Origin of the sequence: Brevundimonas sp. (assembly GCF_013912065.1) — a bacterium.
Lineage (GTDB): Bacteria > Pseudomonadota > Alphaproteobacteria > Caulobacterales > Caulobacteraceae > Brevundimonas.
The window spans coordinates 145,319-171,171 of record NZ_JACESA010000003.1 but is presented as its reverse complement, the minus strand read 5'-3'; the positions used below and the strand labels follow the sequence as shown (position 1 = coordinate 171,171).

Sequence of the window (25,853 nt, the reverse complement as noted above, 5' to 3'; positions counted from 1 at the left end):
ACCCGGAATGACGAAAACACCCTACGGCGAGTTCATCTTCGCGCCTCATTCCCGACGCAATCCGCTACGCATGTAGCGTTACAAACGTAGCGTCAACAGCACCGGGAGAGCGCCATGATCGAATCCCTGCCCCGCCGCGAACGCGAGGTTTTCGAGACCCTGTGTCGGCTTGAGACCGGCACGGCCGCCGCCGTCCGCAACGCCCTGTCCGACCCGCTCAGCGACTCGGCCGTCCGCACCCTGTTGTCCCGGCTGGAGACCAAGGGGCTGATCGAACGGGCCGCCGGTCCCGACGGCTTCGTCTATGGCCCGGTCCAGCGCACGGAAGCCGTCGCCGCCGGCGCCCTGCAGCGGATGATCGACACCTTCTTCGCCGGTTCGGCCGCCAGCGCGGCCACCGCCCTGTTGGGCCTGGGCCAGAAGCTGACCCCGCAAGAGGCCGCCGCCCTGGAACGGATGATCGACGACGCCGTGGAGCGCAAGCCGTGACCTGGGCCCTTCTGCTTTCGCTGCTGGTCAAGTCCAGCCTGATCGCCGGCGCCGGCCTGATCTGCGCGCGCCTTCTGGCCCAGCGGCCGGTCGACCGGGTCGATATCCTGCGCGGCGTGACCTGTCTGCTGCTGGCCCTGCCGGTGATCATGGCGGTCGTGCCGGCATTGAAGCTGGCGCTCCTGCCCGCCGCCGAACCCCTCATCACGCCCCAGAGCCTGCCCATGTGGGAAGGCGAGGTCGGCCCCGTCGCCGGGGTCGAAATCTCCGGCGCCCTGCCCTGGCCCACGCCCGCCCTGATCGTCGGCGTTCTTTGGCTGATCGGCGTCGTCGCCATCGCCGCACGGCTGCTGCTGGGCCTGCACACCCTGGATCGCTGGACCCGCGATGGCCGGCCGGTCAAATGCCCCGCCTGGCGGACCGCGCTGGAAACCCAGACCACCGGCGAACCTCCGCGCCTGATCGCCAGCGACCGGCTGTCGGGTCCGCTCAGCTGGGGCGCGGCGCCCGGCGTCATCCTGGTCGATCCCGGCAGCCTCGCCGAGCGCCAGGCCGCCCCGGCCATCCTCGCTCACGAGCTGGCCCACCTGCGGCGCGGAGACTGGGTTTTCCTGGTCCTGTCGCGCCTCAGCCTGGCTCTCTTCTGGTTCAATCCCCTGGTCTGGGCTCTGCACATGGAACTGGTCGCCCGTTCCGAACAGGCCGCCGACGCCGACGCCCTGACCAGGGTGGAGCGTCAGGTCTACGCCCGCGCCCTGGTCCGCCTGGCCGCTCATCCCGTTCCCCGTTTCATTCCCTGCGCCGCCAGCCCCATGGCCGCCGACGCCCGCACCCTGAAGACAAGGATCGCCTGCATCATGTCGAACACGCCGTCCCGCCGTCGCCCGTTGACTGTCGCCCTGACCGTCGTCGCCCTCGCCGCCGTCGCCACGCCCCTGGCCGCGCTGGAACTCAGCCGTCAGGCCTGGGTCAGCCCGCCTGAAGCGCCCGAGCCGCCGGCGCCGCCTGCCCCGCCGGAGCCGCCCGCGCCGCCGTCCGCCGTCGTCGCGCCGACGCCGCCCGCGCCTCCGGCCCCGCCCGTCTTCAGCTCGAGCCACATCCATATCCGCGCTTCCTCCCCGGAGGAGAAGCGCAGAGCGTGGGACGCCCGCGCCGAAGCCGAGAAGGCCCGCGCTCACGCCGCCGAAGCCCGCCGCCAGGCCGATGACAGCCACGCGCAGGCCCAGACCGCCCGAATCGCCAGCGCCGAGGCGCACGCTCACGCCGCCCAGGCCCGCGTCGAAGGCGAACAGGCGCGTCGTTTAGGCGAACAGGCCCGTCTCCAGGCGGCGCGCGCTCGCGAGGACGCCGCTCACCATATGGCCCAGGGCGCCGAGCAGATGCGCAAGGGGGCTCAGGAGATGCGGGCGGAAGCCTTCCGGCTTCGCGATCCCGCCTATCGCGCCCGTCAGATCGCCGAGAATCGCGCCCGAGGAAACCACGTCACCGACGCCGAACTCCTGGCCCTCTCCACCAGCCTGCCCACCAAGGCGGACGAGATGGAGCGAGACGCGGACCGCCTGGCGCGAGACGCTCGTTCTCAGGACTAAGCCTGCCCCCGCCGTCCTCTGTATCAATAGCCGAGGACGGTCGGCAGGGTCTGCCAGACCATGGCGAGGCCGGCGAGACCGGCGCTCGCGGCGGCGAGTTGATCGCGGAATACGCCGCCCGCCTCGCGTCGCGTGGACAGGCGTTTCAAGGCGAGGAGCAGCAGCACGGCCGCCAGAGCGACGCAGACCACGCTGAAGGCGAGACCGCCCATCCGCCAGGCGGGATCGTCGGCCGTCGAGACCACGTCGGCCGCGCTGGCCAGGGCGTAGAGGCCCATGAAGTGCGCGGCCCACAGGATCAGCCCTCCGGTCATCCAGGCCCAGGTTCTCATCTCAGCCTCCCGGGAACAGTTGGGTGAGCAGGCTCATGAACGCCCCCTGCCCCGCGGCATAGGCGACGAACAGGCCGATCAGCTGGAAGGTGGACGGACGGCGCGCCTCCACATGACCGAAGGCCCACCGCAGCACGGCGTAGACGGCCATCAGCACCAGAATGGCGGCGAAGAAACCCTGCCATGACAGAAGGAAGAAGACGGTCGCCCCCTGGCCGGTCGCCGAGGCCTGCAAAGGCCCCGCCCGCCACGCCTGAAGATCGACCGCCCAGGCGGCTGTCGTCGAGGCGACGGCCAGGACCATCAGCAGCGTGGAGATGACCGGGCTGCGCGGACGGTCGAGCGCCAGCACCCGGCACGAGGCCCAGGCCAGGCCGGCCCCTAGCCCGTAGCCGGCCACGACCAGGATCAGAGACGCCATCCCCGGCGGGGCGACCCAGTCCTGGGGATTGCGGCTCCACAGGAAGACATAGCTGAAGGCCGCCATGGCCAGCACCATGCCGGCGACGATCAGGGTGGTGACCATGGCCCACCAGCCATGGCTGGAGGGGCCGCTGACATAGGTGGGGACGCGGATTCCGGCCCCGATATCGACCTCGTCCTCGATCCTGGGTCGGTCCAGCATCCAGCACCAGCGCATCACGCACCAGACCGCCAACACGCCGCTGATGGCCGAGGCCATATAGGCCTGGATGGTCAGCAGCAGGAAAAACCCGGCCGTGAACACCGCCGCCCAGACATGCCAGGGCGAAGGCACGGGGATTCGCTGAAGATACTGGGGTTCTGCGTTCAGGGTGGAGGTGACGAGGGTTTCGCGGCCATGGGTCGGGGCGTCGGGCAGCATATAGCGGCCCGCCTCGACGTCGCGCGCCAGAGCCTTCTGTTCCCACAGCGGGTAGAGGCTGCTGATCACGGGGATCGAGCGCACCGAATAATTGCCGGTCGGCAACCACTCCAGCCCCGGCGCGTCGTGCGGATTGCCGGCGGTTCCGGACCCGAAAGGGCGGAAGTTCCGCGCCATGTCGACGATCCACAGGATGACGCCGACAGAGACCACCACCGTCCCAACCGTCGACAGCAGATTGGGCAGTTCCAGCCCCCGGCCGGGCAGATAGGTGAAGACCCGACGCGGCATGCCCATCAGGCCGCTGAAATGCATCGGCAGGAAGGTGATGTGGACCCCGGAGAAGATCAGCCAGAAGACCCACCGCCCCAGCCGCTCGCTCAGCGCCCGGCTGGAGGACATCGGCAGCCAGTAGTAGATGGCGGCGAAGAAGGGCAGGACCATGCCGCCGATCAGCACATAGTGCAGGTGGGCGACGATGAAATAGGTGTCGTGCACCTGCCAGTCGAACGGAACCATGGCCACCATGACCCCTGTCAGGCCGCCCATGGTGAAGGTGATGATGGCCCCCAGCACGAACAGGCCGGCCACCGAGAACCGCATCCGCCCCGCCGCTATCGTGGCGATCCAGGCGAAGACCTGGATGCCCGCCGGAATCGACACCGCCATCGAGGCTGCCGAGAAATAGCTGGTCGAGATGGTCGGCATGCCGGTCGTGAACATGTGGTGGGCCCACACGCCGAAACTGATGAAGCCGGTCGCCAGTATGGCCAGGATCACCGCCGTATGTCCGACCAGGGGGGCGCGAACTATGCCGGGGATCATGGTCGACATGGCCCCCGCCGCCGGCAGGAAGATGATGTAGACCTCCGGGTGGCCGAAGAACCAGAACAGATGCTGCCACAGCATCGGGTCGCCGCCCTTCAGCGGGTCGAAGAAGGGCCAGCCGAAGACGCGCTCCAGCTCCATCAGGGTCGTGGCCAGAATGACCGACGGGAAGGCGATGATGATCATCCCGGCGAAGATCAGCATGGCCCAGGCGAAGACCGGCATCCGGGCCAGGGTCATGCCCGGCGCGCGGTTGCGCAGGACGCCGACGATGATCTCGATGGCCCCGGCGATGGCCGAAATCTCGATGAAACCGATCCCCAGCAGCCAGAAGTCCGCGTTTATGCCCGGCGAAAAGGCGGTGGACGACAGCGGCGGATACATGAACCAGCCGCCGTTCGGGGCCAGGCCGAAGAACAGCGAACAGAAGAAGGCCAGACCGCCGATCAGATAGGCCCAGAAGGCGTAGGCCGAGAGGCGCGGGAACGGCAGGTCCCGCGCGCCCAGCATCTGGGGCAGCAACAGCACCGACAGGGCTTCCACCGCGGGCACGGCGAACAGGAACATCATCATCGTGCCGTGCACGGTGAAGATCTGATTATAGGTCTCGGTCGGCAGGATGCCGCTCATCGGCACGGCCAGCTGGGTGCGGATCAGCACGGCCAGGATCCCGGCCAGCACGAAGAACAGCATGGCGGCGCCGACGTAATAGACGCCGATATAGTTGTTGTTGATGGCCGTGATCCACTGCCACCCCTTGGGCGCGCACCACAGGGCTTCGAGCTCTTTCAGCTCCTCGGCCGGACGCTCGCCCGCGGTCGGGAACCGCTCGTATTGCTTGCTGTCGAAGCCGGTTTCGGAGGTCACTTCAGGCTCTCGAGCCAGGCGGAGACGTCCCGCAACTCCTGACCGGTCAGCACCGGATAGGCGGGCATGCGATTACCCGGTTTGATCGCCTGACTGTCGGAAATCCAGCCGACCAGCGTCCCCTGATTGTTCGGCAATATGCCGGCGCCGAGGGTGCGGCGCGATCCCACATGGCTGAGATCCGGCCCGGCTTGTCCGTTGAACACCGTGCCCGCGACCGTGTGACAGGCCCCGCATCCGGCCCGCTGGAACACCTGCATGCCCGGCATCGGAATGGCGACCGTTGCGGCGGGCTGTGACTGACGCGCGAACCAGGCCTGATAGTCCGCCGGCGCGTGGGCCACGACCACCAGCCCCATCAGGGCGTGGGGACCGCCGCAGTATTCGGCGCACTGGCCGCCGAAGGCCCCGGGAGCGTCAGCCTGGATGCGCATCAGGTTCCGCCGTCCGGGGATCATGTCCACCTTGCCCGCCAGACGCGGGACCCAGAAGCTGTGGATCACATCCGCCGAGTCCAGTTCCAGCACCACCGGCTGGCCCGTGGGGATATGAAGTTCATTGGCGTCCTGGAAGGCTTCGCGCCCTTCTCCGTCCAGATACGCGACCCGCCACCACCACATTTCGCCCGTCACCCGGATCCGCATCTCGCCCGGCTCGGGCTCCTGGGTCAGGTGGCTGGTCAGGCCGAGGCCGTAGATCAGCAGTCCGCTCAGCACCACGACCGGGAAGGCCAAACCGCCGATCCAGACCAACTTGCGTCCCCCCAGCCGGTCGCGCCATCGCCGGGGACCGAACAGGGCGACCGCCAGGGCCGCCACGACGATCAGGGTGACGATCAGGCCCATGCCGAACAAGACCCAGGACAGGGTGTGCAAAGGCTCCGCGAACGGGCCTGCGGGGTCCAGGGCGGGCGGCGGCCAGGAGGCCGTTCCATCGGGGGCGGCGGATCTAGTCATCGAGGTCATACAGATAGGCGGCTATGTCCCTGGCCTCGCTCCGGCTCAGGGGCATGGCCGGCATGCCGGTGGTCGGCGCCAGCGACGGCGCGTCGATCAGCCAGTCGACGAGGATGTCCGGTCGGTTCGGGAACCGGCCCGCCACCATCGAACGCTGCGCGAACCCTTCAAGGGATGGACCGGCGCGGCCCTGGGGCCAGGCCACGCCAGGAATGACATGGCAGGAGGCGCACCCGACCGACTGCATGACGGACAGGCCGCGCGCCTTGTCCGCGCCCGCGATCGTGCGCGACGGATCGCTCTTGTCAGAGCAGGCGCACAGCAGCGCCGCGAGGGACAATAGGCCCCACCTCACGCCGATCCCTGCTGGACTTGCCGCTTCACCATCGATCCCCTCGTTCCGGGTTTCAACCCCCCGATCCGGTCAAGGTTCCGGCCCGACCCCCAAGCGGAACCGCAGCCAGCCGCCCGTGTTGGTCATTCGTGCGCGCCCTGGTCCCGTCTCTGTTGTTGCTTGCAGCCGCCGGCTGCTCCCCCGCGACCAATGAAACCGGCGCGGCCTTCACGCGCACCGGTCAGATCATCGCCATGAGCGGCGGCGAAGGCGGCCCAGCCAACGCCTGTTTCACCTGTCACGGTCTGGATGGCGGGGGCGACGGCGTCAGCGTGCCGCGTCTGGCCGGTCTGGACTCGGGCTATCTGCAGAAACAGATGGAGGACTACGCCAACGACGTGCGCCAGAACGTGGTGATGACCGAGGTGGCGCGCTGGCTCGACGACGGGGATCGCCGGGCGGTCTCGGCCTGGTACGCCTCCCTGCCCGCTCCGCCGCGACCGACCGTGACATCGGTGTCGCCGCCGCGCCTTTATCTCGAGGGAGATCCCAGCCGCGGCGTGGCCCCCTGCGCCTCATGCCACGGCGTCGCCGGCGAGGGCGTGGGCACGGGCAATCCCGCTATCTGGGGCCAGCCCGCCGCCTATACAATCGACCAGTTGCACCTTTGGCGGAGCGGCCAGCGTCGTAACGATCCCCGCAACGTCATGAGCCAAGCCGTCGCCGGTCTGACCGATGGAGAAATCCGGGAACTAGCCGTCTGGCTGCAGAACGCACCCGCTTCTCGATCGCCCGGTACCGACGTTGCCAGCGCGTCCGCCGCCGCGACAGCTGCGGCACGACCGGCAACATCCCATGGAATACGTCGTCCCGATCGATGATCTGGTGCTTCAGCGCCGCCCCGACATGGATCGGGATCAGCACCAGAAGCGTGATCACCAATCCCCAGTGCATCCACTCCGCCACCGCCTCGACCTGCCAGCGCTGGACGTTGGACAGATCCTGCATCGGCATCAGGGGCCAGGCGGCGAGGCCCAGCAGCGTCAGATCCTGCTCGCGCGCCGTCGCCGAGATCATGGCCCAGCCGGTCAGCGGCAGGCCGAACAGGCAGATGTAGAACAGATAATGGGTCAGGCTGGCGGCGGTGCTTTCCCAGCCCGGCTTGTCCGCGTCGTTGATCGGCCCCGGCGCCAACAGTTTCCACGCGCCGCGCCCCATGGCCAGGACCAGCATCAGCACCCCGATCGCATAATGCAGGTCGTGCGCCGCGACCTTGCCGCCCCCGACCGGCTGGCGCCCCATCCACCAGCCCCAGAACAGCTGGAAGATCATCAGCCCGGCCATGCTCCAGTGGAACAGGATGGCGACGGGGGAATAGCGGCCCTCATCCGTGTGCCCGGCGGCCCATTCCAGGATGTTTCCGATCAGCCGATCGATCACGGGCGGACGTCCGCAGGGGTCATCGGACGCTCGTCGCCGATCCATCTCCCCAGCACCAGAAGGGCCGCCGCCAGATAGACCGCCGCCGCCGGCGCCCACATGATCAGTCCGGCCGTCTGCTGGTCCTCCAGCGGCGTCAGACCCCAGGCCTGGGTGGTCGCCAGGTGCGGCGCATAGACCGCCTGGTTGGCGAATGTCAGCAGGGCGCCCAGCAGGCCCATGGCCACCATGGCGATCAGCAGATGCCCCACCGCCGACGGCAGGGAGGCCGCCCGGACCCCGGCCCAGAACCACAGGGCTGTCGCCAGAAGGCTGATCTGCATCAGCCAGTAGATTCCATCATGGGACAGGGCCGCCGCATAGGCCGTCGGCGCGTGCCATCCCCACAGCACCACCGCCTGAACCGCCGTCGCCAGGCCCAGCGGCCCCGCCCGACGCAAGGGGCCGGCCCAGGCCAGCAGGGGCGCGACCGCCGTCACCAGCAGGACGTGGTGGACGGTCCTGGCCGAGAACAGGGCCGAACTCAGGGCGCAGAGCGGGGAGATGAAGATCACGACCAGTACGCCGACGGCCGCCAGACCCAAGGTGCGCGGACGCCCGGACGTGCGCCAGACGGTCAGGGCCAAGGCCGCCAGCAAGACGGCGATCAGGACCGGATCCAGATTCCAGCGCCACTCCCCCGCCAGGGGCGCGGCCCCGCAATAGGGTATCCAGACGGTGTTCGCGGTCATCGGCTCAACCTCCCCAGGGTATCGGAGATAAATAGTCGGCCCCGCCCCAGGGTTCCGCGCGATCCCAAGCCCCTGGGAAGCGGAGCGGTTTTTAGAGTGCCGCGTTGACGTCCCATGACCACGCACGCGCTCGAAGCCGCACGCGAGACCCACTACCGGCGCGATCTCGGTCGGGCCTTCGGCGGGGCGCTGCTGTTCGGCCTTCCTCTGCTGATGACGATGGAGATGTGGCGTTATGGTCTGACGCTCGATCCCGTGCGCCTGGCCGTCTTCCTGCTCAGCGGCCTGCCCCTGCTTCTCGGCCTCGCGGTCTTCGCCGGGTTCAGCCGCAGCCAGGGGCTTGTCCACGCCTTGGTGGATGTCTTCGCCGCCCTGGCCGTCGGCTTCGTCACCACCGGATTTCTGCTGGTCCTGATCGGCGTGATCGACGGCGAAGCCCCGTTGCGGCCCGCGACGGGCCAGATCGTCCTGCAGGCGGTCCCCGCCGCCATGGGCGCCCTGTTGGCCCGTCGCCAGTTCGGCGCCGACCGCAACGACGCCGAAAAGGCCGAGAGCCGCTATTCCGGTGAACTGTTTCTGATGGTCGCCGGCGCCCTCTTCCTGTCCCTGAACATCGCTCCGACCGAGGAGACCCGCTTGATCGCCTATCGTCTGGCGCCGTGGCCAGCGGTCGGCCTGATGCTGCTGTCCGTCGGCCTGATGCACGCCATCGTCTATCTGGTCGGCTTCGCGGGCCAGGAGGAACAGGGTCATCCCCTCACCGCCTTCGTCCACTTCACCCTGGCGGGCTACGGCCTCGTCCTGCTGACCGGCGTCTATGTCCTGTGGCTGTTCGGGGCGTTGGACGGGCACGGCGTCTTCGAGACGGCCAAGACCATCGTCGTGCTCGGATTTCCCGGCGCGATCGGCGCCGCCGCCGCCCGGTTGCTTGTCTGATGGCCGCCGCCCCGAAAAAGAAGAACGCCGGATCGGCCAAGCCGGACACGGAGCCGGGACCTCCCGTCCTGGCCTGGATCATGGGCGGCCTGGGTCTGGCGCTTCTGCTGACCTGTCTCGCCGTCATCCTGTCCCAGGGCCTGGGCGAAACCCGCCCCCCAGACATCCGCCCCCGCCTCGTCGAGGTCCGCGCCGCGGACGGCCAGTGGCTGGCCGAGATCGAGGTCCGCAACACGGGCGGCGAAACGGCGGCGGACGTTCAGATCGAAGGCCGGGCCGGCGGCGAGACCGCCTCCGTCACGGTCGACTATGTCCCCGCCGGCGGCAAGGCCGCCGTGGTGCTGGGCTTCACCCAGAACCCGCGATCAGACCTTCACTTGCGCGTGCGCGGCTGGACCGAACCGTGATGGCGCGCGGCCTCGATCATGGCCAAGCGGGCTTAAATGCAGCTCCACAATCAAAGGTAGGGTAAGTTCCGAGCCCCAGCAGCAAGCTCACAAAGGTGGCCAAGACAGCGTTCGGAGGGATGATTTGAACGTTCTCGATCCTGTACGAGCAGGGCCTAGCAAGGTCGCCTTCTTCAAATCGGACAGTATCCATCCCGCAAGGGCGTGAGGGTGTACCGCCCTCACGCCGCTCGGTGTTAAAGGCCGAATTTCTTGGTGAACCGCAGTCCGAATTTACGGGGCGGCAGTACGTTGGTGAAGAAGTTGCGGGCGTAGACCGGGCCGCCGTTTGCGTCCTCCAGCACCTGGTTGGCGAGCGGGGTCGAACGCGCGCCTGTCTCCGCGTACTCGTCCCAGACATTGTCGACATAGGCTGTAATCGCCCAGTCGGCGCCCGGCGCGCTCAACCGAACCGAGGCGTTGTGGATTTGGTAGGCGGATAAGGAGACGCCGCCGCCGCGCCCGCCCGTCCGGGTCAGCACATCGCCGGACGCGGTGAAGCCATACGCGAAATCAAGGTCGAGGCCGCTGGAGAGCGGCAGATTGTATTCTGCGTAGAGGCTGGCCTGATACTCCGGCGAGCCAGGCAGACGGTCGCCCTCCTCGCCGTCCACATAGACTGTGCCGAAACCGGGCGGATCAAGCGCCGTGATGAGGTTTAGCGCATCGTCCGTCAGTTCCGCCTGGGCGTAGGAGTAGCTGCCTCTCAGGCTGAACCGTTCGGTCACCGCCGCGTCGAAACTGACCTCGAAGCCCTTGGTCTCGGCGCCTTCCCCGTTCTTGGTGATCGGCGACAGGCCGACCAGGGTCGCGCCCGAGACCTGGGGATCCTTCCAGTCGATGTAGAAGACCGCGCCGTTCAGCGTCAGGCGGTGGTCGAACAACCGGCTCTTGATCCCGATCTCATAGTTGCGGGTCTTCTCCGAGGTGTAGACCATCTCGTCCGGTTGGGCGCAGACGTTCTGCTGGCCGCCCGAGTCGTCGCAAAGGGTCAGGTTGTTGTTTCCTCCGGCGCGGAAGCCGTCGCTGATCGTGCCGTAAAGCAGGACGTCGGGCGTCAGCTCATAAGAGGTGTTCAGTTTGTACAGCCACCCGTCTTCGTCATCACTGCTCGACTCGTAGTCCAGCACGAGGGACTCGGGATCGCGGCCATAGAATACCGTCTCCAGCAGCGGCAGGTCGGTGGCGCTATTGGTTTTCAGTTCATAGGTGTAGCGGCGGGCGCCGCCGGTGATCTGCCAGCCGCGCGCGATCTCCCACGTCAGTTCACCGAACAGCGCCGTTTCGGTGACCTCGCCATAGCTGACGGAATAGTATTCCAGGCTGTCGGGTCTCAGTTGAACCCCGTCCCAGTTGTCGACGACGAATTGGTCGAAGTTCGGCGTATATTCCGCGGATGAGTTCCAGTAGTCGTTCTTGCTGTAGTAGCCGCCGACGATCCAGCTGAGAGCGCCGGAATCCGGTTTGGACGTCAGCCGCAGTTCCTGGGTGAAGGTGTCGTCATCCTCCAGCTCCTGCGTATAGGCGGTGAAGGCGGGAAAGGCCTCATAACTGTAGCCTAGGCTGATCAGCAGATCCGTCTGGTCGCGCTTTCCGTCTCCTTCGAACGTCTGATAGCCCGTGGCGCTGATCAGGTCGGCCCAACCCAGGTCGAACTGCATCTCCAGCGCGACGAGGTCGCTGGTGCGCTCGTTGGGCTCCTCCACACGCTGGATCGCCTCGTACTTCCCGACCTCCACGGGGAAGGAATCCACCCGACGCCCGGAGACCTGGCGGCCGCCCACGTCCGAATGCTGGTAATTGTAGGACAGGGTGGCGTCGAACCATTCGGTCGGCCGCCAGCGCAGGGCCGCGCGCCCCGACAGCACCTCTTCGGTATTGACGTCCTTCTTGCCGTAAAGGTTCTCGGCGATGGCTTCAGGACTGGAGAAGTCATTGGCCAGAGAGACGCCGATCTCGCGCACCAGATAGGGCTGGTCGATGAAGCCCTGGTCGTTCAGCTGGTCCAGGTTGGCGCGGAACGACAGGGTGTCGCTGATCGGCAGGTTGGCCGTGAAGCCGAAGTCGGTGGAGACGCCCTCTCCTTCCGAATAGCCGTAGGCGTCGCCCCGGACGGTGACGAACGGTTCGTCGAACACAGGCGCATTGGGAATGTAGCGAATGGCCCCGCCCAGCGTGCCGGCGCCATAGAGGGTGCCTTGCGGTCCAAGCAGGAATTCGACGCGTTGGACATCGTTCAGCTTCAAGTCGATCGAGATCGGAACCTCGCCCAGATAGGTGGCGACCGTCCCGCCTCCGCCCTGGCCCACGGACTCTCCGAGAGGGTCGATGTTCAAGCCGCGCACCACGATGCGGTTGGCGTTCCGCGGCCCCTGGTCGACGATGTAGAGGCCAGGCACGTAACGTGAGATTTCGGCGAGGTCGCCCACGCCCAGCTGTTCGATCTGCTGGGCGCCGATGGCCGAGATGTTGATCGGGGCGTTCTGGACGGTGGAAGCGCCCCTCAGCGTCCCGGTGACGATGATGTCATCGACGATGGCGGATTGAGCCTCTTGCGCCTGGGCCGCGCCTGTCGCCAGCGTCATCGCGCTGACCGACGCCAGCAGACCCCACTTCACTCCACGTGACTTCGTCATGCGAACATCCCCTTTCGCTTTGCAGAAGGTTGATGCTGCGATGCAGAAAAAGCGGCCGTCAAGTTGCCAAGCTGACGCGAAACCGCCACCAAAGCGTCAAACACCATTTTTCGGACGTTTTCACCGCCAGGTGTGCGATTAATGAAACGAATGTCTGACGAGAAACTTCAAAGCCGCACCCTTCAGCAAGCTTCCACCCTGATCGCACGAGGCGACCACAGGGCGGCGCATGACTTGTGCCTGGTTGCACTGCAGAGAGAAGAAGCGCCTGCCCAGGCCCTGTTTCTCCTCGCCTTGATCGCGGCCGACCATCAGAACCCCGCCAAGGCGTTGCAATTGACGGATAGGGCTCTGTCGTTCAGCGGGGAACATACAGGCGCTCGGGCTCAACGCGCCCGTGCCCTGCTCGCGCTCCATCGCCAGGCCGAAGCACGCGCCGAGGCGGAGGCCACGGCGGCGCTGGATCCGCGCGAGGGCCATGTGCTGGACACGCTCGGCGTGGTGCTGAGCCGCACCGGCGCCTATCACGCAGCGGCGGCTCTGTTTCGAAAGGCGGTCGCGCGACGCCCGGACCATGCCGGTTGGCAGTATAATCTGGCCTCGGCCCTGCAGTTCACCGGCGACCTCGAGGGCGCCCGCCGCGCCTATGAGGCGGCGCTGGCGATCGCCCCCGATCACCACCGGGCGCTGTCGTCCCTGGTCGCCCTGTCGCGCCAGACCGGAGCCGACAACCGGATCGCGGCCTTGGAATCACTGTTCGACGACGCCGATCCAGATCCCGCTCGCCAGCAGCACCTGGGCCACGCCCTGGCGAAGTCTTTCGAGGACATGGGCGACTATCCGACCGCTCTAGCCTGGCTGATCCGCGCCAAGGCGGGCCGGCGCCGCACATTGGGCTACACTGTCGCGCGCGATCGCGCGCTGTTCGAAGCGGCGGCGCACACGGCCGCAAGACCCGCCCTCAAGGGCTGCGACGACGCCGCGCCGATCTTTATCGTCGGTCTGCCGCGCACGGGGACCACCCTGCTCGACCGGGTGCTGTCCAGCCATCCCGACATCGTCTCGGCCGGCGAGCTGGGCGACTTCTCCTTGTTGGTGAAGCGGATGACCGGCACGCCCTCGCCGATGGTGCTGGATGTGGAGACGTTCGAGGCGGCGGAAAGACTGGATTTCGCAGCCTTGGGCCGGGCCTATGTCGAACGCGCTCGCGCGACTGTGGAGGACGGCGCGGGCGCGAGCGCAGCCCGCGTCATCGACAAGATGCCGCTGAACGTGCTGAACGCCGGCCTGATCCACCGGGCCTTGCCGAACGCCCGAATCGTGTGCCTGCGACGCCACCCGGTCGACAGCGCCCTTTCCAACTACCGTCAGCTGTTCGCGACCGACTTTCCATATTATGACTACGCCTTCGATCTGGGCGACGCAGGCCGCTACTACGCCCTCTTCGACCGGCTGGTCGGCCATTGGCGCGACACTCTTGCCTCAGATCGGTTCACCGAAGTCGCCTATGAGGATCTGGTCGCGGATCTGGAAGGCCAGACGCGTCGGCTGCTCGACTTCGTCGGTCTTCCGTTTGATCCGGCCTGCCTGTCGTTTCAGGACAACAAGGCGGCTGTATCGACCGCCAGTTCGGTCCAGGTCCGTTCCCCGCTGTATTCGACCTCGATCGGCCGCTGGAAGCGCTATGGCGACGGATTGAAACCGTTGATCGACGCCCTGCGCGAAGAAGGGGTCGCGGTGAACTGAGGCCTCTTCGCCCATGAGCGGACGGACACCCGATCAACCGTCCGTCCTCCGGCGCTCTCTTGCCGAGACACATGCCGCTTGGGCGGCGGCCGCTGCCGGAGATCAGGGGTTAGACCAGATCCGAGCCGTGGCGGAAAACCTGACAGCGGGTGTCGGCAGGGGTTAACCTGCCAGCATACGCCGGTTCCCGGTTGTCACGCCGGGGGGGAGCCGTCACCATAAGATACTGATTTCAGACGAGCCGCCCTTGATGTCCGACGCAGCCCCCCCTGATCCGATCGACTTCCTGAGCGATCCTCCGAGCACGGAGCCGGCGACCCATACCGTTCTGTCCACCCTGCGCGAGAAGATCCTGACCGGCGAGATCGCTCCCGGATCCCGCCTGCGCGCCGAGGCGCTGGCGACGGAGATGAACGTCTCTCGCACGCCGATCCGAAGCGCCCTGGCGGTTCTCTCGGCGGAGGGGATCGTCCAGTACAGCGTGAACCGGGGCTATACGGTGCGATCCGTCACCATCGGCGACATCCTGGCCGCGGTCGAGGTGCGCGCCGCCCTGGAGGGGACGGCCGCGCGGATGTCGGTGGACCTGGGCTGGACGCCGGGCGACCTCGCCCGCCTGGAGGACTGTGCGAAGAAGGGCCGCGAGATCGTTGACCGGGGCGACTGGTCGGAAGAGATCGAATTCGCCTGGTACGAGCTGAACTGGATCTTCCATCGAACGATCAACATCGCCGCGCGCAATCCCGTGCTGAGGACGGCGATGCGCATGACCATCCTCAGCCCGGTCTCGGGCGACGTCATCCACACCTCGCCGGTGGTCGCGGCCCATGTGCCCCAGCGACTGCGGCAGATCCCCCAGACCACGCCGGAACATGTCCAGCGCTCCCAGGCCGATCACGAGGCGATCCTGGCCGCGATCCGGGCGGACGACGCCGGGCTGGCCGAGCGGCTGATGACCGCCCATGTGCTGGCGACCAAAACACGTGTCCATGCGGTGGCCACCCTCCGTTAGGCGAAGGCGCGCGGTCGATAAAATCCAATAAGTTCCATCATTGCATCCAATCCATTGACCTCTCGCATCCAGTCTGCCTAACCTCCCCTACTGACCGGTCTGACCGGCGGATAAAAAAACACGACCCAGGGAGGGCGCATTGGATAGGAACACCCGTGGGGTGCTGGCGGCCGGCGTGGCTGTCTCGGCGCTCATGACGACCGCCCCGGCGTGGGCGCAGACGACCGAGGCTTCGCCGGCCCAGCAGACGGCGCCCCGACAGATCGCACCCCAGCTCGACGAGGTCGTGGTGACGGCCCAGCGGCGCGAGCAGCGTCTGCAGGACGTCCCCGTCACCGTGACCGCCTTCGGAGCGGAAGAGCTGGAGCAGGCGCGGATCAAGGACGTCGACGACGTCGCCACCCGCACCCCCGGCCTTCAGTTCGACGCCTTCCCCGCCTCCCAGCCCCGCATCGCCATTCGCGGCATCGGCTCGACCGATCGCGGCGCGGCGGGCGATCCGAGCGCGGCGGTCTTCCTGGATGAAATCTATCTTGGCCGCCCCGCCATGGTGGCGTTCGACGCCTTTGATATCGAGCGGATCGAGGTGCTGAAGGGCCCGCAAGGCACGCTCTACGGTCGCAACGTGGTAGGCGGGGCCGTCAATATCGTCACCCAGCGCCCCGATCTGGACGCTTTCGGCGCCTCTGCCGAGGCAACCGTTGGCAACTACGGCCGGCTCGAAGGCGCGGCGGTGGTCAACGCCCCCTTCGCGGACGGCCGGGCGGCGGTGCGGGCCAGCGGCAGCTGGCGCACCCATGACGGCTATACGGATAACAGCTTCACCGGCGGGGAAGTCGACGATCAGGACACCCTGAGCGGCCGGATTCAGATCGCCGCCGAACCCTCGGACGCCGTTCGGCTCTCCCTCACCCTGGACGGCACGCGAGACCGGGCGGCGGGCCCGGCCAACCGGGTGCTGGATCTGGACGAAAGCGATCCGCTGTCAATGTTCTGGGAGCCCAATCGCGACAGGGACCAGTTCGCCGGCTCGACCGACGGCCATCAGGACCGTGACACCTGGGGTCTGCGGGGCGAGGCCCAGTTCGACCTGTCCTTCGCCACCCTCACCTATCTCGGATCCTATCGCGATCTGGACTACAGCACCGCCTATGATTTCGACGGTGGAAACCCGTCCACCAATTTCATCCAGATCTCGGGCGGCAACGACGAGCAGAGCCAGACCTCGAGCCATGAGCTGCGGCTGTCGTCCCTGCCGGACAGCCCCATCCAGTGGGTCGCGGGCCTTTATAACTACAATGGCGACACCCACCGTCTGGACACGCTGATCCTCGACATCGGCGGCGCCGGGACCGAAACCTACACTCAGGACGCGGAGTTGAAGAGCTATGCGGTGTTCGGCGACGTCACTGTGCCGATCGGCGAACGCATCTCGCTGATCGGGGGGCTGCGCTACTCCAAGGACGACAAGGACTATCGGGTCTCCAACACCGCCGGGGACAGCATCTTCCGCGGCGACGAGGTGTTCGACGTCTCGGCTTCGGCCTCGTTCGACGCCCTGACCTGGCGTATCGGCGCGGACTACAAACTGGCCGCCAACCACCTTCTGTATGGAATGGTCTCGCGCGGCTTCAAGAGCGGCGGTTTCCAGGACATTCCCGGCACGGCCGAAGAGGCGGCCGATCCCTTCGAGCCCGAGTACGCGACCCAGTACGAGATCGGACAGAAGAGCGTCTTCCTTGCCGGTCGCGTCACCTGGAACAACACCATCTACCTGCTGGACTACACCGACCTGCAGACCCGGCGCACCCTGCCGAACGGGGCGGTGGTGACCGACAACGCCGGGGCGGCCACCATCAAGGGCTATGAGACCTATCTCAGCTGGCGGCCTTTCGAGGGCGCGCGACTGGTCGCCGGTTACGGCTATACGGACGCCACCTTCGATGATTACCGCGTCGATGAAACGACCAACTACGCCGGCAACCGGATCGCCCGTGCGCCGGAGCACAAGCTGGTGCTTTCGCCATCCTACGACTGGGGCCTCGCGAACGGCGCCATGGTCCGGTTCGCCGTCGACTATCGCTACGAGAGCCTGATCTACGAGGATAATTCCAACACAGGCCCGGAACGTCGCGAGCCGACGAACTTCTATGACGCTCGCATCATCTATTCGGACGCATCGGATCGCTGGTCGGTTTCACTCTGGGGCAAGAACCTCGGCGACGAGGTGACCCGCTCCTTCCAGGGCGCCTTCCTCGGCGCCAACTTCGGCGCCTATGCCCCGCCTCGAACCTACGGGCTGTCGCTGAACTGGACCCTGTGATCACCTGAAGCCTTCGCCGTGCCTCGATGAAGACCTGATCCCAACCTCGGCCTGCCGGTTCGCCGGCAGGCCGCCCCTTTGAAAGGCGCAGCGTGACCCTGACCGCCCTCCAGAACCCCGCCCTGCTCGGCGCAGGCATGATCCTGACCTTCATGATCCTGATCATGACGAGGCGGCTGTCGGCCATCACCGCGCTGATCCTGGTGCCCATCCTATTCGGTCTGCTGGCCGGCGCCGGCGCCGGCATCGGCGAGATGATGATTCAGGGGGTCACGGCCCTGACGCCGACCGTTCTGATGCTGGCCTTCGCCGTCCTCTATTTCGGCCTGATGATCGACGCCGGCCTGTTCGATCCGCTTGTCCGTTTCGTGCTGCGCAGCGTCGGGGACGATCCGGTCCGGGTCACGATCGGAACGGCGCTTCTCTGCACCGTTGTCTCGCTGGACGGCGATGGCGCGACCACCGCCCTGGTGACCATTTCCGCCATGCTGCCGGTCTATCGCCGCCTCGGCCTCAACCCGCTGATCCTGGCCCTGCTGCTCGGGCTTTGCAGCTCCGTGACCAATCTCATCCCGTGGGGCGGACCGACGGCGCGTGCGGCCACGGCCCTGCAGATCGAGCCCGCCTCCCTCTTCCTGCCGATGATGCCGACGATGCTGGCGGGAATCGGCTTCGCCGTGCTGGTGGCCTGGCGGATGGGAGTGATGGAGCGCAAACGGCTCGGTGCGCTGACGCTTCAGCCGCTTGCCCTTGGGCCCCAACCCGAGGCGCCGGTGATGGCCGAGGAGGGCGATCCCCGACCCCATGCCGAGACCCGGCGGCCGAAGCTCTTCCTGCTCAATCTTGGCCTCACCCTGGCCCTGATGGCGGGTCTCCTGCTGGGTCTAGCGCCCCTGCCCGTCCTGATGATGGGGGCCTTCGCCATCGCCCTGATCGTCAACTATCCAAGCCTGAAGACCCAGCGCGAGCGCATCGCCGCCCACGCTGAAAATGTCATCAACATCGTCCTGCTGATCTTCGCGGCCGGCGCCTTTACGGGCATCCTGCAGGGTACGGGCATGGTCGAGGCCATGGCCGCAGCCCTGGTGGCGGCGATCCCGCCGGCCCTGGGACCCTATATGGCCCCCATCACCGCCCTGGTCAGCATGCCGCTGACCTTCTTCATGTCCAACGACGCCTTCTATTTCGGGATCTTGCCCGTGATCGCCGAGACGGGCGGGCATTATGGCGTGGCGCCCGAGGCCATAGCTCGAGCATCGCTGACCGCCCTGCCCATCCACGCCATGAGCCCCCTGATCGCGGCCATCTATCTGGTCTGCGGCCTGTTGAAGGTGGACGTGGGCGCGGCCCAGCGTTTCTCGCTGAAATGGGCCGTTCTCTCCTGCCTGGTGATGCTCGGCGCCGCCCTGGCCAGCGGCGCCGTCCCGTTCCGCGTCGGCTGACCCGCCCGCCCGTCAATCGCGGTAGCTTGGATCGATCCGGTCGAGTTTGCGCAGCAGGGCGGGCCAGGCGACCTGTTCGGCGATGATCCGGGATTGCGGCGAACGGACCTGGGTCCTGACCGTCTCCACCGCCTCCGTCGAAGGGTCGTTGAGGCCTGCCCGGCCGGCCCCGAGCATCAGAACCTGGGCCTGGCAGGCCCGTTCGAGGAAATACATGCGCATGAAGGCTTCGGCGACGCTTCTCCCGACGGTGAGGGTGCCGTGGTTTCTCAGGATCAGGGCGTTTCGGTCGCCCAGGTCGGCGACGATCCGCTCCCGCTCGTCCAGTTCGTCGGCGATGCCCTCATGATCGTGATAGGCCACGTCGTGGTGGGCGATCATCGCCGTCTGGGTATGCGGCAGCAGGCCCTCCTTCATGGCCGAGACCGCCTGGCCCTGGGGCGTGTGCAGGTGGATGACGGCGGCGGCGTCCTCGCGCGCGCCGTGGATGGCGGAATGGATGACGAAGCCCGCCCGGTTCACCGCGCCGGCCCCGTCGCCGACCTTGTTTCCATCGAGGTCGATCTTGACCAGGTTGGACGCCGTCATCTCTTCGAACATGTGGGTGTAGGCGTTGATCAGAAAATGATGCTCGGGGCCGGGAACGCGCGCCGACAGATGGGTGAATATCAGGTCGTCCCAGCCGTAGAGGGCCACGAGTCGGTAGGCCGCGGCGAGGTCCACGCGCGCGGCCCATTCCTCGGGCGAGACCTGATCACGCAGGCTCGGTTCAGTCTTCAGATGCAAGGTCATGGTCGTGTCTCCCTTTGTGTGGTCGAAAGCCTATCGACCGGACGGAGGGGGATTGTCGCCGACGCGACATTCCAGGCGGAGCATGCGCGATGAGCCTTGCGGCGGAACAAATAGCGCTTCTGGAAAGGGACAGCTGGTTCGGCGCGATCGCCCCTGAACGCCGCGACGCCCTCTTGGCGTCGGCGACGATCGTCGCGAGGAAGAACGGCGCGCGGATCTACGCCACGGGCGATCCGCCCAACGGTCTTTGGGGCGTGGTCGAAGGGCGGGTCCGTCTTCTGGATTATCCGGTCGTCGGCGCCGAGGTCCTGATCCGAAGCCTGTGTCCGGGCGCCTGGTTCGGTGAACTCTCGACGATCGATGCGGGGCCGAGACCCCAGGACGCCGTCGCCTTCGGGTCGGTCACGCTCCTGCACATTCCGCACGCCGTCTGGGTCGGCCTCGCGCGCAGTCTGCCGGACCTGCATCACGATCTCGCCCTCTTGGCCTGTGCGCACCAGCGCGCCGCCCTGGCCTTCATCGGCCAGCGCGTGGCCCAGCCCGTGCCGGCGCGGCTCGCGGGCGCATTGCTCAGCGCGACCCACGACGGGGGACAAGGCCCGCTGGCGATACGACAGGACGAACTGGCCCTGATCGTCGGCGTCAGCCGTCAGACCCTGAACCGGACCCTGAAGTCGTTCGAGCGCGACGGCGTCCTGCGCACCCGCTACGGCGCGATCGAAATCCTCGACCCGGACCGTCTGCGCCGTCTGCAGGAGGGCGTATCGGTCGCGCCCTGAGGTTGCGCCCTCTCAGGGAGACGATCGTCTCAACGGATCGCCGCCGCGATCGCCTTTCCGCAATCCGCCGTGCCCAGCGGACCGCCCAGGTCGCGGGTCCGCAAGGCTTCGACGGCGAGCGTCGCCTCGATGGCGGCGACCACGGCCGCAGCGGCCTGGGGTTCGCCCAGGTGATCCAGCATCAGGGCGGCGGACCAGATTTGTCCCACCGGATTGGCGACGCCCAGGCCTGCGATGTCCGGCGCCGAGCCGTGCACCGGCTCAAACAGGGAGGGGAAGGTCCGTTCGGGATTGATGTTGCCGGCCGGGGCGATGCCGATGGTGCCGGTGCAGGCCGGCCCGAGGTCCGACAGGATGTCGCCGAACAGATTGGAGGCCACCACCACGTCGAACCAGTCGGGATGCTGGACGAAATGGGCCGTCAGGATGTCGATATGGTACTTGTCCCAGCGCACCTCGGGATAGGCTGCGGCCATCGCCTCCACCCGCTCGTCCCAATAGGGCATGGTGATCGAGATGCCGTTGGACTTGGTCGCCGAGGTGAGGTGTCTCTTGTCGCGCCGCTGGGCCAGATCGAAAGCATATTTGAGGATGCGGTCGACGCCGGTGCGGGTCATGACGGTCTCCTGCAGGACGATCTCGCGATCCGTATTGGGGAACATCCGGCCGCCGATGGACGAATATTCGCCCTCCGTGTTCTCGCGCACGACGTAGAAGTCGATGTCTCCCGGCCGGCGTCCCGCCAACGGGCTGGGCACGCCCGGCATCAGCTTGACCGGCCGCAGATTGACGTACTGGTCGAACTCCCGCCGGAACTGGATCAGCGAGCCCCACAGGCTGACATGGTCCGGCACCGTCTCGGGCCAGCCGACGGCGCCGAAGAAGATGGCGTCATGCCCGCCGATCCGCGCCTTCCAGTCGTCCGGCATCATCTTGCCGTGCGTCAGATAATAGTCGCACGAGGCGAAGTCGAAGACGTCGAACTGGAAGGTGCAGCCGTAGCGGGCGGAAACCGCTTCGAGCGCGCGCAGGCCTTCGGGCACGACCTCCTTGCCGATCCCGTCTCCCGGAATCACGGCGATGCGGTAGTGGCGAGCGTTGCTCATGGCGGTTCCTCTCAGGCGGTCGAAGGCCGATCGATCAGGATCGCCCGAAAATCATTGACGTTGGTGAGGGTCGGGCCGGTCGTCACCAGGCCGCCGACGGCCGCGAAGAAGCCGTAGGCGTCATTGTCCTCCAGCCGGCTCCTGGCCGATACGCCCAGGCGGCGGGCCCGAACCAGAATGTCGGAACCGATCACAGCGCCGGCGTTGTCCTCGGACCCATCGATTCCATCGGTGTCCGCGGCGAGCGCGTGGACGTTCGGGGCGCCGTCGAGCGCGACCGCCAGGGCCAGGATGAACTCGGCGTTGCGGCCGCCCCGTCCCCTGCCCTGCACCGTGACGGTCGTCTCGCCGCCCGACAGGATGACACAGGGCGGCGCCACGGGTCCGTCCCCCGCCAGAATCTGGCGCACGATCGTCGCGTGATCGCCGGCGACCGCGACGGCGTCGCCTTCCAGATCGCTTCCAAGGATGAGGGGCGCATAACCGTGCGCGCGGGCGACGGCGGCTGCGGCGGCGATGGCGTCTGCGGGCGTTGCGATAAGACGGAAGTCGGGCGGGTGCGCCGGATCAGGCTTGGGCGTTTCGGAAGCTGGATCGAGCAGGCGGGCGCGAACCGCAGCGGGCGCCTCGGGGATGTAGCGATCGAGGATCCGCAGGGCTTCCTCGCGGGTCGTCGGGTCGGGCACGGTCGGACCTGAGGCCAGGGTCGACGGATCGTCGCCCGGAACGTCCGAGATGGCCAGGGTCACGAGCCGGGCCGGAGCGATCCGTTGCGCGAGCCGCCCGCCCTTCACCGCCGACAGATGCTTTCTGACACAGTTGATCTCGGCGATCGTTGCGCCGCTCTTCAGCAAGGCGCGCGCGACCGCCTGCTTGTCTTCCAGCGTGACGCCGGGAACGGAGGCGGCGAGCAGCGCCGAACCGCCTCCGGACAGCAGACACAGGACCAGATCGTCCTCGGTCAGGTGGGCGACCCGGTCTAGCAGGGCGGAGGTGGCGGCCAGGCCCGCAGTGTCGACCACCGGATGGGCGGCCTCCACCACCTCGATCCGACGACAGGGCGCGCCGTGGCCGTAACGGGTGATCACCAGCCCCGACAGCGGACCGTTCCAGACGGCTTCGACGGCCAGAGCCATCGACGCGGCCGCCTTGCCGGCGCCGATGACGACCGTGCGGCCGCGCGGGGGAGACGGCAGATGCGCCGAGACGGTATTGGACGGCAGGGCCGCCGCCACCGCCGCCTCATAAAGCCGTCGCAGCACCGCCTCCACAGTCTCTGGCGGGATCGGCGGCCTTTGGGACATCGCTCAGGCGCGGCCGTCGGCGACGACGCAGGCCGCCGGCGGCGTTTCTCCGTCGAGTACGGCGACGACGTTCATGGCCGCAACCCGGTTGGTCCGATCCAGCCCCTCGCGCGACGAGGCCGCCGCGTGAGGCGTGGCCACGACGTTCGGAAGGGCCAGCAGGGCCTCGCTGACGGGACGATAGTCGGGATCGCTCTCGCTCATGAAGGTGTCCAGTCCGGCGCCGGCGATGGTCCCGTTTCGAAGCGCCTCGAGCAGAGCCTGGTCATCGACCAGTCCGCCGCGCGCGGTGTTGATCAGATAAGCTGTCGGCTTCATCCGGGCCAGGGTCTCGGCGTTGATCAGGAAACGCGTCTCGGGCGTCAAGGGTGCGTGCAGACTGACGTAGTCGGAGGCGGCCAGGAGCTCCGAAAGCGAGACATGGGCGATGTTGTTGGCGGCCGCATAGTCGGGGTCCCGCCCGGCACCATGGACCAGAATCCGCGCCTCGAAACCCTGCAGCCTCTGAACCAGACTACGGCCGATCCGGCCCAGGCCGATGATCCCGACGGTCTTGCGATAGAGGTCGGACCCCATCAGGATCGACCAGTTCCCGCTGAGCATATTGGCCTGGCTTTCCCGGAACCGACGGCCCAGGGCCAGCATCATGGCGATGGCGTGGTCCGCCACCGAGGCGTCATTGCCGCCGGCCGCGATACAGGCGACGCGGCCAAGGTCGCGCACCGCCTCCAGATCGATCCGCTCATAGCCCACGCCCCGGCGCGATATGACCTTGAGGTCCGGCAGAGCCGCCAACAGATCGTGGGTCACGCGCGCATGGCCGACGATCCACCCGTCGGCGCCGGTCAGCAGGCCGTGGAGCGCCTCGGGCGCAAGGTCGCCGTCCGCCTGGCCGGGCGGAAGATCGGCGACGATGACCTCGCAGCCGTTCGCCTCCAGAAAAGCGATGGTCGCGGCGTCAAAGAAGCGCTGGGTGACGACCACGCGGCGGGTCTTGGGCGACATGGCGGACCTCCGTCGGATTAGGCCTCAGGCCGGGTCGAGCGCCACGTCGAGCAGGCGAACGAACTGCTGGCCGGCGTGCATGTCCCGTTCGACCATCCCGCCCTGGGGCGAGGTTCGGGCGTAGGAGATCTTGATCATGTTCAGACTGGGCACGGCGAACCGCTTGACCAGGGCGGGATCCGCGCCGAACAGCCGATGGATGAGGTCGGGACCCAGCACCGGGCTGTCGTGATAGCGCGCGAACTCGTCCGGCCCCTTGAAGAAGAGATCGAACGTCACCCAGTAGGGGCCGGCGTTCTTGGAGCGGACATGGTGGCAGACGTCGTCGACGGTCGTCATCAGGCGGCCTCCACCTTGCGCAGATCGACCCATTCGGTGCGAACGAGCTCCATCGGATCATCGACATGGACGACGTGGTTGAGCCGGAACTCGAACACCGGGCCGCGGTCGATGTCGGCGGGCGAGAAGGCGAAGCCGTAGCTGGGCAGTTCCTTGTCCATGGCGACAGGGAAGTGGAAGAAGTAGGGATTGCAGGCCTTGGCGATCTGCGACGCCATCTCCTGACTGTCGGCGGTGGCGACGAACAGCACGCCGATCTCGCGGGGCGGCGGCGTGCCTTCCGGCGGCCTGTCGCCGGACACGGCGTTCCAGCCATAGAGGCGCAGGGAGATGTGAAAGTCGCCGGCCGCATCGCCGATCGTGCTGCGCGTCCGGGCGTAGAGGGCCGCCAGCAGCCGGTCGTGGAACTCGTCCACGCGCCCCAGGACTTCAGGATCCTGGATACCGATGAGCATGATCGTCTGGTAACGCCCCCCGGACGCCCCCTCGAGCTTCATCGTATAGGGTTTGGGCTCCCACACTGAGCCTGTCACGCGGACGATCCGGTCGTCGAGCGGGGTGTAGACCGCGTCCGTAACATCCAGCACCCCGCCCGGCTCCGTCAGCCTAAAGGGGTCGCTGTTCTCGTAAAGCATGTGAGCCGAGACGCTCTCGACGTCGCAAGAATTGCTCAACGTCAGGGGTTCGACGGTGAAGCCGTCCGAATCGATGGAGATCAGAACACCCGAACCGCGATCGCGATGGGCGGTGCACTGGGCGCCGCACTCGGACACCTTGCCCGCGTGCCAGGATGGACCTTCAGGCGCGCCATGAAGAAGAGCGAAGGCGGCGATGACGGCGGTGTCGGTCGTGCGCCCGCCCAGGATCAGGTCCGCCCCCGCCTTCAAGGCCTCCATATAGGGCTCCGGCCCCATGGCCGCGACGATGTGATCACAGGCGTCGATCGTGGCGTCGTCCAGGGCGCCGAGGGGCGCCAGGGGCGTGATCTTTCCGTCCGCGTTTTTGGCCTTGAGCGTCGCCTTCCGCTGTTCCGAATAGAGCAGGGCTATGCGCGGCGAGAGACCCAGTTCCTGGGCCACCTCGATGGCGATGTCGCGGGTCCAGTCGACATTCTTGTCGCCGCCCGCCTGGCCGCTGGTGCCGACGATAACGGGAATGCCGGCCTCGGCGCCCGCCTTCATCAGGATAGCGAGATCGCGTTTGACCGATCCCCGGTTGTTCTTGGAAATGCCGAGCGCAAGATAGGCCGCGCCACTGTCCGTGGACCCGGCGTCCGTGGCGATGGCCCGCGCGCCCTGTGCGATGCCGTAGCGAACTTCTTCCTCGAGCGCGCCGGCGCCGAGGGAGCCGGTCGGCACGACTATCTTGATCGGACTGTTCACCATCGCGGAATCCTTGGTTCAGGGCCCGCTTCGTGGCGACGCCTCATACCGTGTCTAACGCTGGTGAATGCAATAGGTCAATGGATTGGATGCAAAATGACGCCTGATCGGCCGGTTGACCTGACAACACGCACTGAAGGGCCAGGCCATAAGCCCGGCCCTCCAATACGCTCGAAGTCCTTAGCTCGACTTGCG

General features: G+C 67.1%; 22 protein-coding genes and 1 pseudogene. 10 read left to right on the top strand and 13 right to left on the bottom strand.

The features are described from left to right. Positions 1–114: 114 nt before the first annotated feature. Positions 115–489, top strand: coding sequence for a BlaI/MecI/CopY family transcriptional regulator (locus tag H2037_RS04115; protein ID WP_292118050.1), 375 nt, complete (start codon positions 115–117; stop codon positions 487–489). Continuing rightward, positions 486–2,078: a M56 family metallopeptidase gene (locus H2037_RS04110; RefSeq protein ID WP_292118048.1), complete on the top strand. Its 1,593-nt coding sequence runs from the start codon at positions 486–488 to the stop codon at positions 2,076–2,078. Before H2037_RS04115 ends, H2037_RS04110 begins: the two co-directional genes overlap by 4 nt. Before the next feature lie 23 nt (positions 2,079–2,101). On the opposite strand, the gene H2037_RS04105 is transcribed toward H2037_RS04110, so the two are convergent. The 4 genes from H2037_RS04105 to H2037_RS04090 are packed head-to-tail and all read right to left on the bottom strand — an operon-like array spanning position 2,102 to position 6,245. After that, positions 2,102–2,410 carry a hypothetical protein gene (locus H2037_RS04105; protein ID WP_292118046.1) on the bottom strand — a complete coding sequence of 103 codons (309 nt, stop codon included), beginning with the start codon at positions 2,408–2,410 and terminating at the stop codon, positions 2,102–2,104. Between the two features lies 1 nt (position 2,411). Then, positions 2,412–4,949: a cbb3-type cytochrome c oxidase subunit I gene (locus H2037_RS04100; RefSeq protein WP_292118043.1), complete on the bottom strand. Its 2,538-nt coding sequence runs from the start codon at positions 4,947–4,949 to the stop codon at positions 2,412–2,414. Beyond that, the gene (gene coxB, locus H2037_RS04095) at positions 4,946–5,905 is read right to left on the bottom strand and encodes a cytochrome c oxidase subunit II (RefSeq protein ID WP_292118040.1); all 960 of its coding nucleotides are present in this window, start codon (positions 5,903–5,905) and stop codon (positions 4,946–4,948) included. Before coxB ends, H2037_RS04100 begins: the two co-directional genes overlap by 4 nt. After that, complete coding sequence (locus tag H2037_RS04090) at positions 5,898–6,245, bottom strand: c-type cytochrome (RefSeq protein ID WP_292118038.1); 348 nt, start codon at positions 6,243–6,245, stop codon at positions 5,898–5,900. Before H2037_RS04090 ends, coxB begins: the two co-directional genes overlap by 8 nt. 248 nt (positions 6,246–6,493) lie before the next feature. Here H2037_RS04090 and H2037_RS17400 point away from each other — a divergent pair. Continuing rightward, positions 6,494–6,952 (top strand): annotated as a pseudogene (locus H2037_RS17400) (c-type cytochrome); the annotation flags it as partial. Here the strand turns inward: H2037_RS17400 and H2037_RS04085 are convergent. Both H2037_RS04085 and H2037_RS04080 read right to left on the bottom strand, forming a co-directional pair. Continuing rightward, entirely contained in the window at positions 6,945–7,679 is a 735-nt protein-coding gene (locus H2037_RS04085) for a cytochrome b (RefSeq protein ID WP_292118036.1), read from the bottom strand. The pseudogene H2037_RS17400 and the gene H2037_RS04085 overlap by 8 nt on opposite strands. Continuing rightward, positions 7,676–8,410 (bottom strand): cytochrome c oxidase assembly protein, encoded by a 735-nt coding sequence (locus tag H2037_RS04080; RefSeq protein ID WP_292118034.1) that lies wholly within the window; start codon positions 8,408–8,410, stop codon positions 7,676–7,678. The genes H2037_RS04085 and H2037_RS04080 overlap by 4 nt, the downstream gene beginning before the upstream one ends. Positions 8,411–8,524: 114 nt before the next feature. Here H2037_RS04080 and H2037_RS04075 point away from each other — a divergent pair, with 114 nt between their 5' ends. Beyond that, positions 8,525–9,346 (top strand): TIGR02587 family membrane protein, encoded by an 822-nt coding sequence (locus tag H2037_RS04075; protein ID WP_292118031.1) that lies wholly within the window; start codon positions 8,525–8,527, stop codon positions 9,344–9,346. Further along, positions 9,346–9,753: a hypothetical protein gene (locus H2037_RS04070; protein ID WP_292118028.1), complete on the top strand. Its 408-nt coding sequence runs from the start codon at positions 9,346–9,348 to the stop codon at positions 9,751–9,753. Before H2037_RS04075 ends, H2037_RS04070 begins: the two co-directional genes overlap by 1 nt. A gap of 236 nt (positions 9,754–9,989) precedes the next feature. On the opposite strand, the gene H2037_RS04065 is transcribed toward H2037_RS04070, so the two are convergent. Further along, on the bottom strand, positions 9,990–12,428 hold the full coding sequence (locus H2037_RS04065; protein WP_292118026.1) for a TonB-dependent receptor: 2,439 nt from the start codon (positions 12,426–12,428) through the stop codon (positions 9,990–9,992). Positions 12,429–12,578: 150 nt separating this feature from the next. Between H2037_RS04065 and H2037_RS04060 the strand changes: the two genes are divergently transcribed. From H2037_RS04060 to H2037_RS04045, 4 genes are all read left to right on the top strand, one after another. Further along, positions 12,579–14,174, top strand: a complete 1,596-nt coding sequence (locus tag H2037_RS04060; protein WP_292118024.1) for a tetratricopeptide repeat-containing sulfotransferase family protein — start codon at positions 12,579–12,581, stop codon at positions 14,172–14,174. 250 nt (positions 14,175–14,424) lie between these two features. Beyond that, complete coding sequence (locus tag H2037_RS04055; protein ID WP_292118022.1) at positions 14,425–15,186, top strand: GntR family transcriptional regulator; 762 nt, start codon at positions 14,425–14,427, stop codon at positions 15,184–15,186. A gap of 139 nt (positions 15,187–15,325) precedes the next feature. Then, positions 15,326–17,509, top strand: coding sequence for a TonB-dependent receptor (locus H2037_RS04050; RefSeq protein ID WP_292118021.1), 2,184 nt, complete (start codon positions 15,326–15,328; stop codon positions 17,507–17,509). Between the two features lie 92 nt (positions 17,510–17,601). Further along, the gene (locus H2037_RS04045; RefSeq protein ID WP_292118018.1) at positions 17,602–18,951 is read left to right on the top strand and encodes a citrate:proton symporter; all 1,350 of its coding nucleotides are present in this window, start codon (positions 17,602–17,604) and stop codon (positions 18,949–18,951) included. Positions 18,952–18,963: 12 nt separating this feature from the next. On the opposite strand, the gene H2037_RS04040 is transcribed toward H2037_RS04045, so the two are convergent. Beyond that, positions 18,964–19,743 carry a class II aldolase/adducin family protein gene (locus H2037_RS04040; RefSeq protein WP_292118015.1) on the bottom strand — a complete coding sequence of 260 codons (780 nt, stop codon included), beginning with the start codon at positions 19,741–19,743 and terminating at the stop codon, positions 18,964–18,966. Positions 19,744–19,832: 89 nt separating this feature from the next. On the opposite strand from H2037_RS04040, the gene H2037_RS04035 reads away from it, so the two are divergent. Then, positions 19,833–20,522, top strand: coding sequence for a Crp/Fnr family transcriptional regulator (locus H2037_RS04035; protein ID WP_292118013.1), 690 nt, complete (start codon positions 19,833–19,835; stop codon positions 20,520–20,522). Between the two features lie 29 nt (positions 20,523–20,551). On the opposite strand, the gene H2037_RS04030 is transcribed toward H2037_RS04035, so the two are convergent. From H2037_RS04030 to H2037_RS04010, 5 genes are read right to left on the bottom strand one after another with little or no spacing between them, the layout of a single operon-like run. Further along, positions 20,552–21,628: a tartrate dehydrogenase gene (locus H2037_RS04030; RefSeq protein ID WP_292118011.1), complete on the bottom strand. Its 1,077-nt coding sequence runs from the start codon at positions 21,626–21,628 to the stop codon at positions 20,552–20,554. A gap of 11 nt (positions 21,629–21,639) precedes the next feature. Next, positions 21,640–22,932, bottom strand: a complete 1,293-nt coding sequence (locus tag H2037_RS04025; protein ID WP_292118009.1) for a glycerate kinase — start codon at positions 22,930–22,932, stop codon at positions 21,640–21,642. A gap of 3 nt (positions 22,933–22,935) precedes the next feature. Continuing rightward, on the bottom strand, positions 22,936–23,937 hold the full coding sequence (locus H2037_RS04020) for a phosphoglycerate dehydrogenase (protein WP_292118007.1): 1,002 nt from the start codon (positions 23,935–23,937) through the stop codon (positions 22,936–22,938). A 24-nt stretch (positions 23,938–23,961) separates the two neighbouring features. Further along, the gene (locus tag H2037_RS04015; RefSeq protein ID WP_292118004.1) at positions 23,962–24,276 is read right to left on the bottom strand and encodes a DUF4387 domain-containing protein; all 315 of its coding nucleotides are present in this window, start codon (positions 24,274–24,276) and stop codon (positions 23,962–23,964) included. After that, positions 24,276–25,661, bottom strand: coding sequence for an acyclic terpene utilization AtuA family protein (locus H2037_RS04010; protein WP_292118002.1), 1,386 nt, complete (start codon positions 25,659–25,661; stop codon positions 24,276–24,278). The genes H2037_RS04015 and H2037_RS04010 overlap by 1 nt, the downstream gene beginning before the upstream one ends. Positions 25,662–25,853 lie beyond the last annotated feature (192 nt).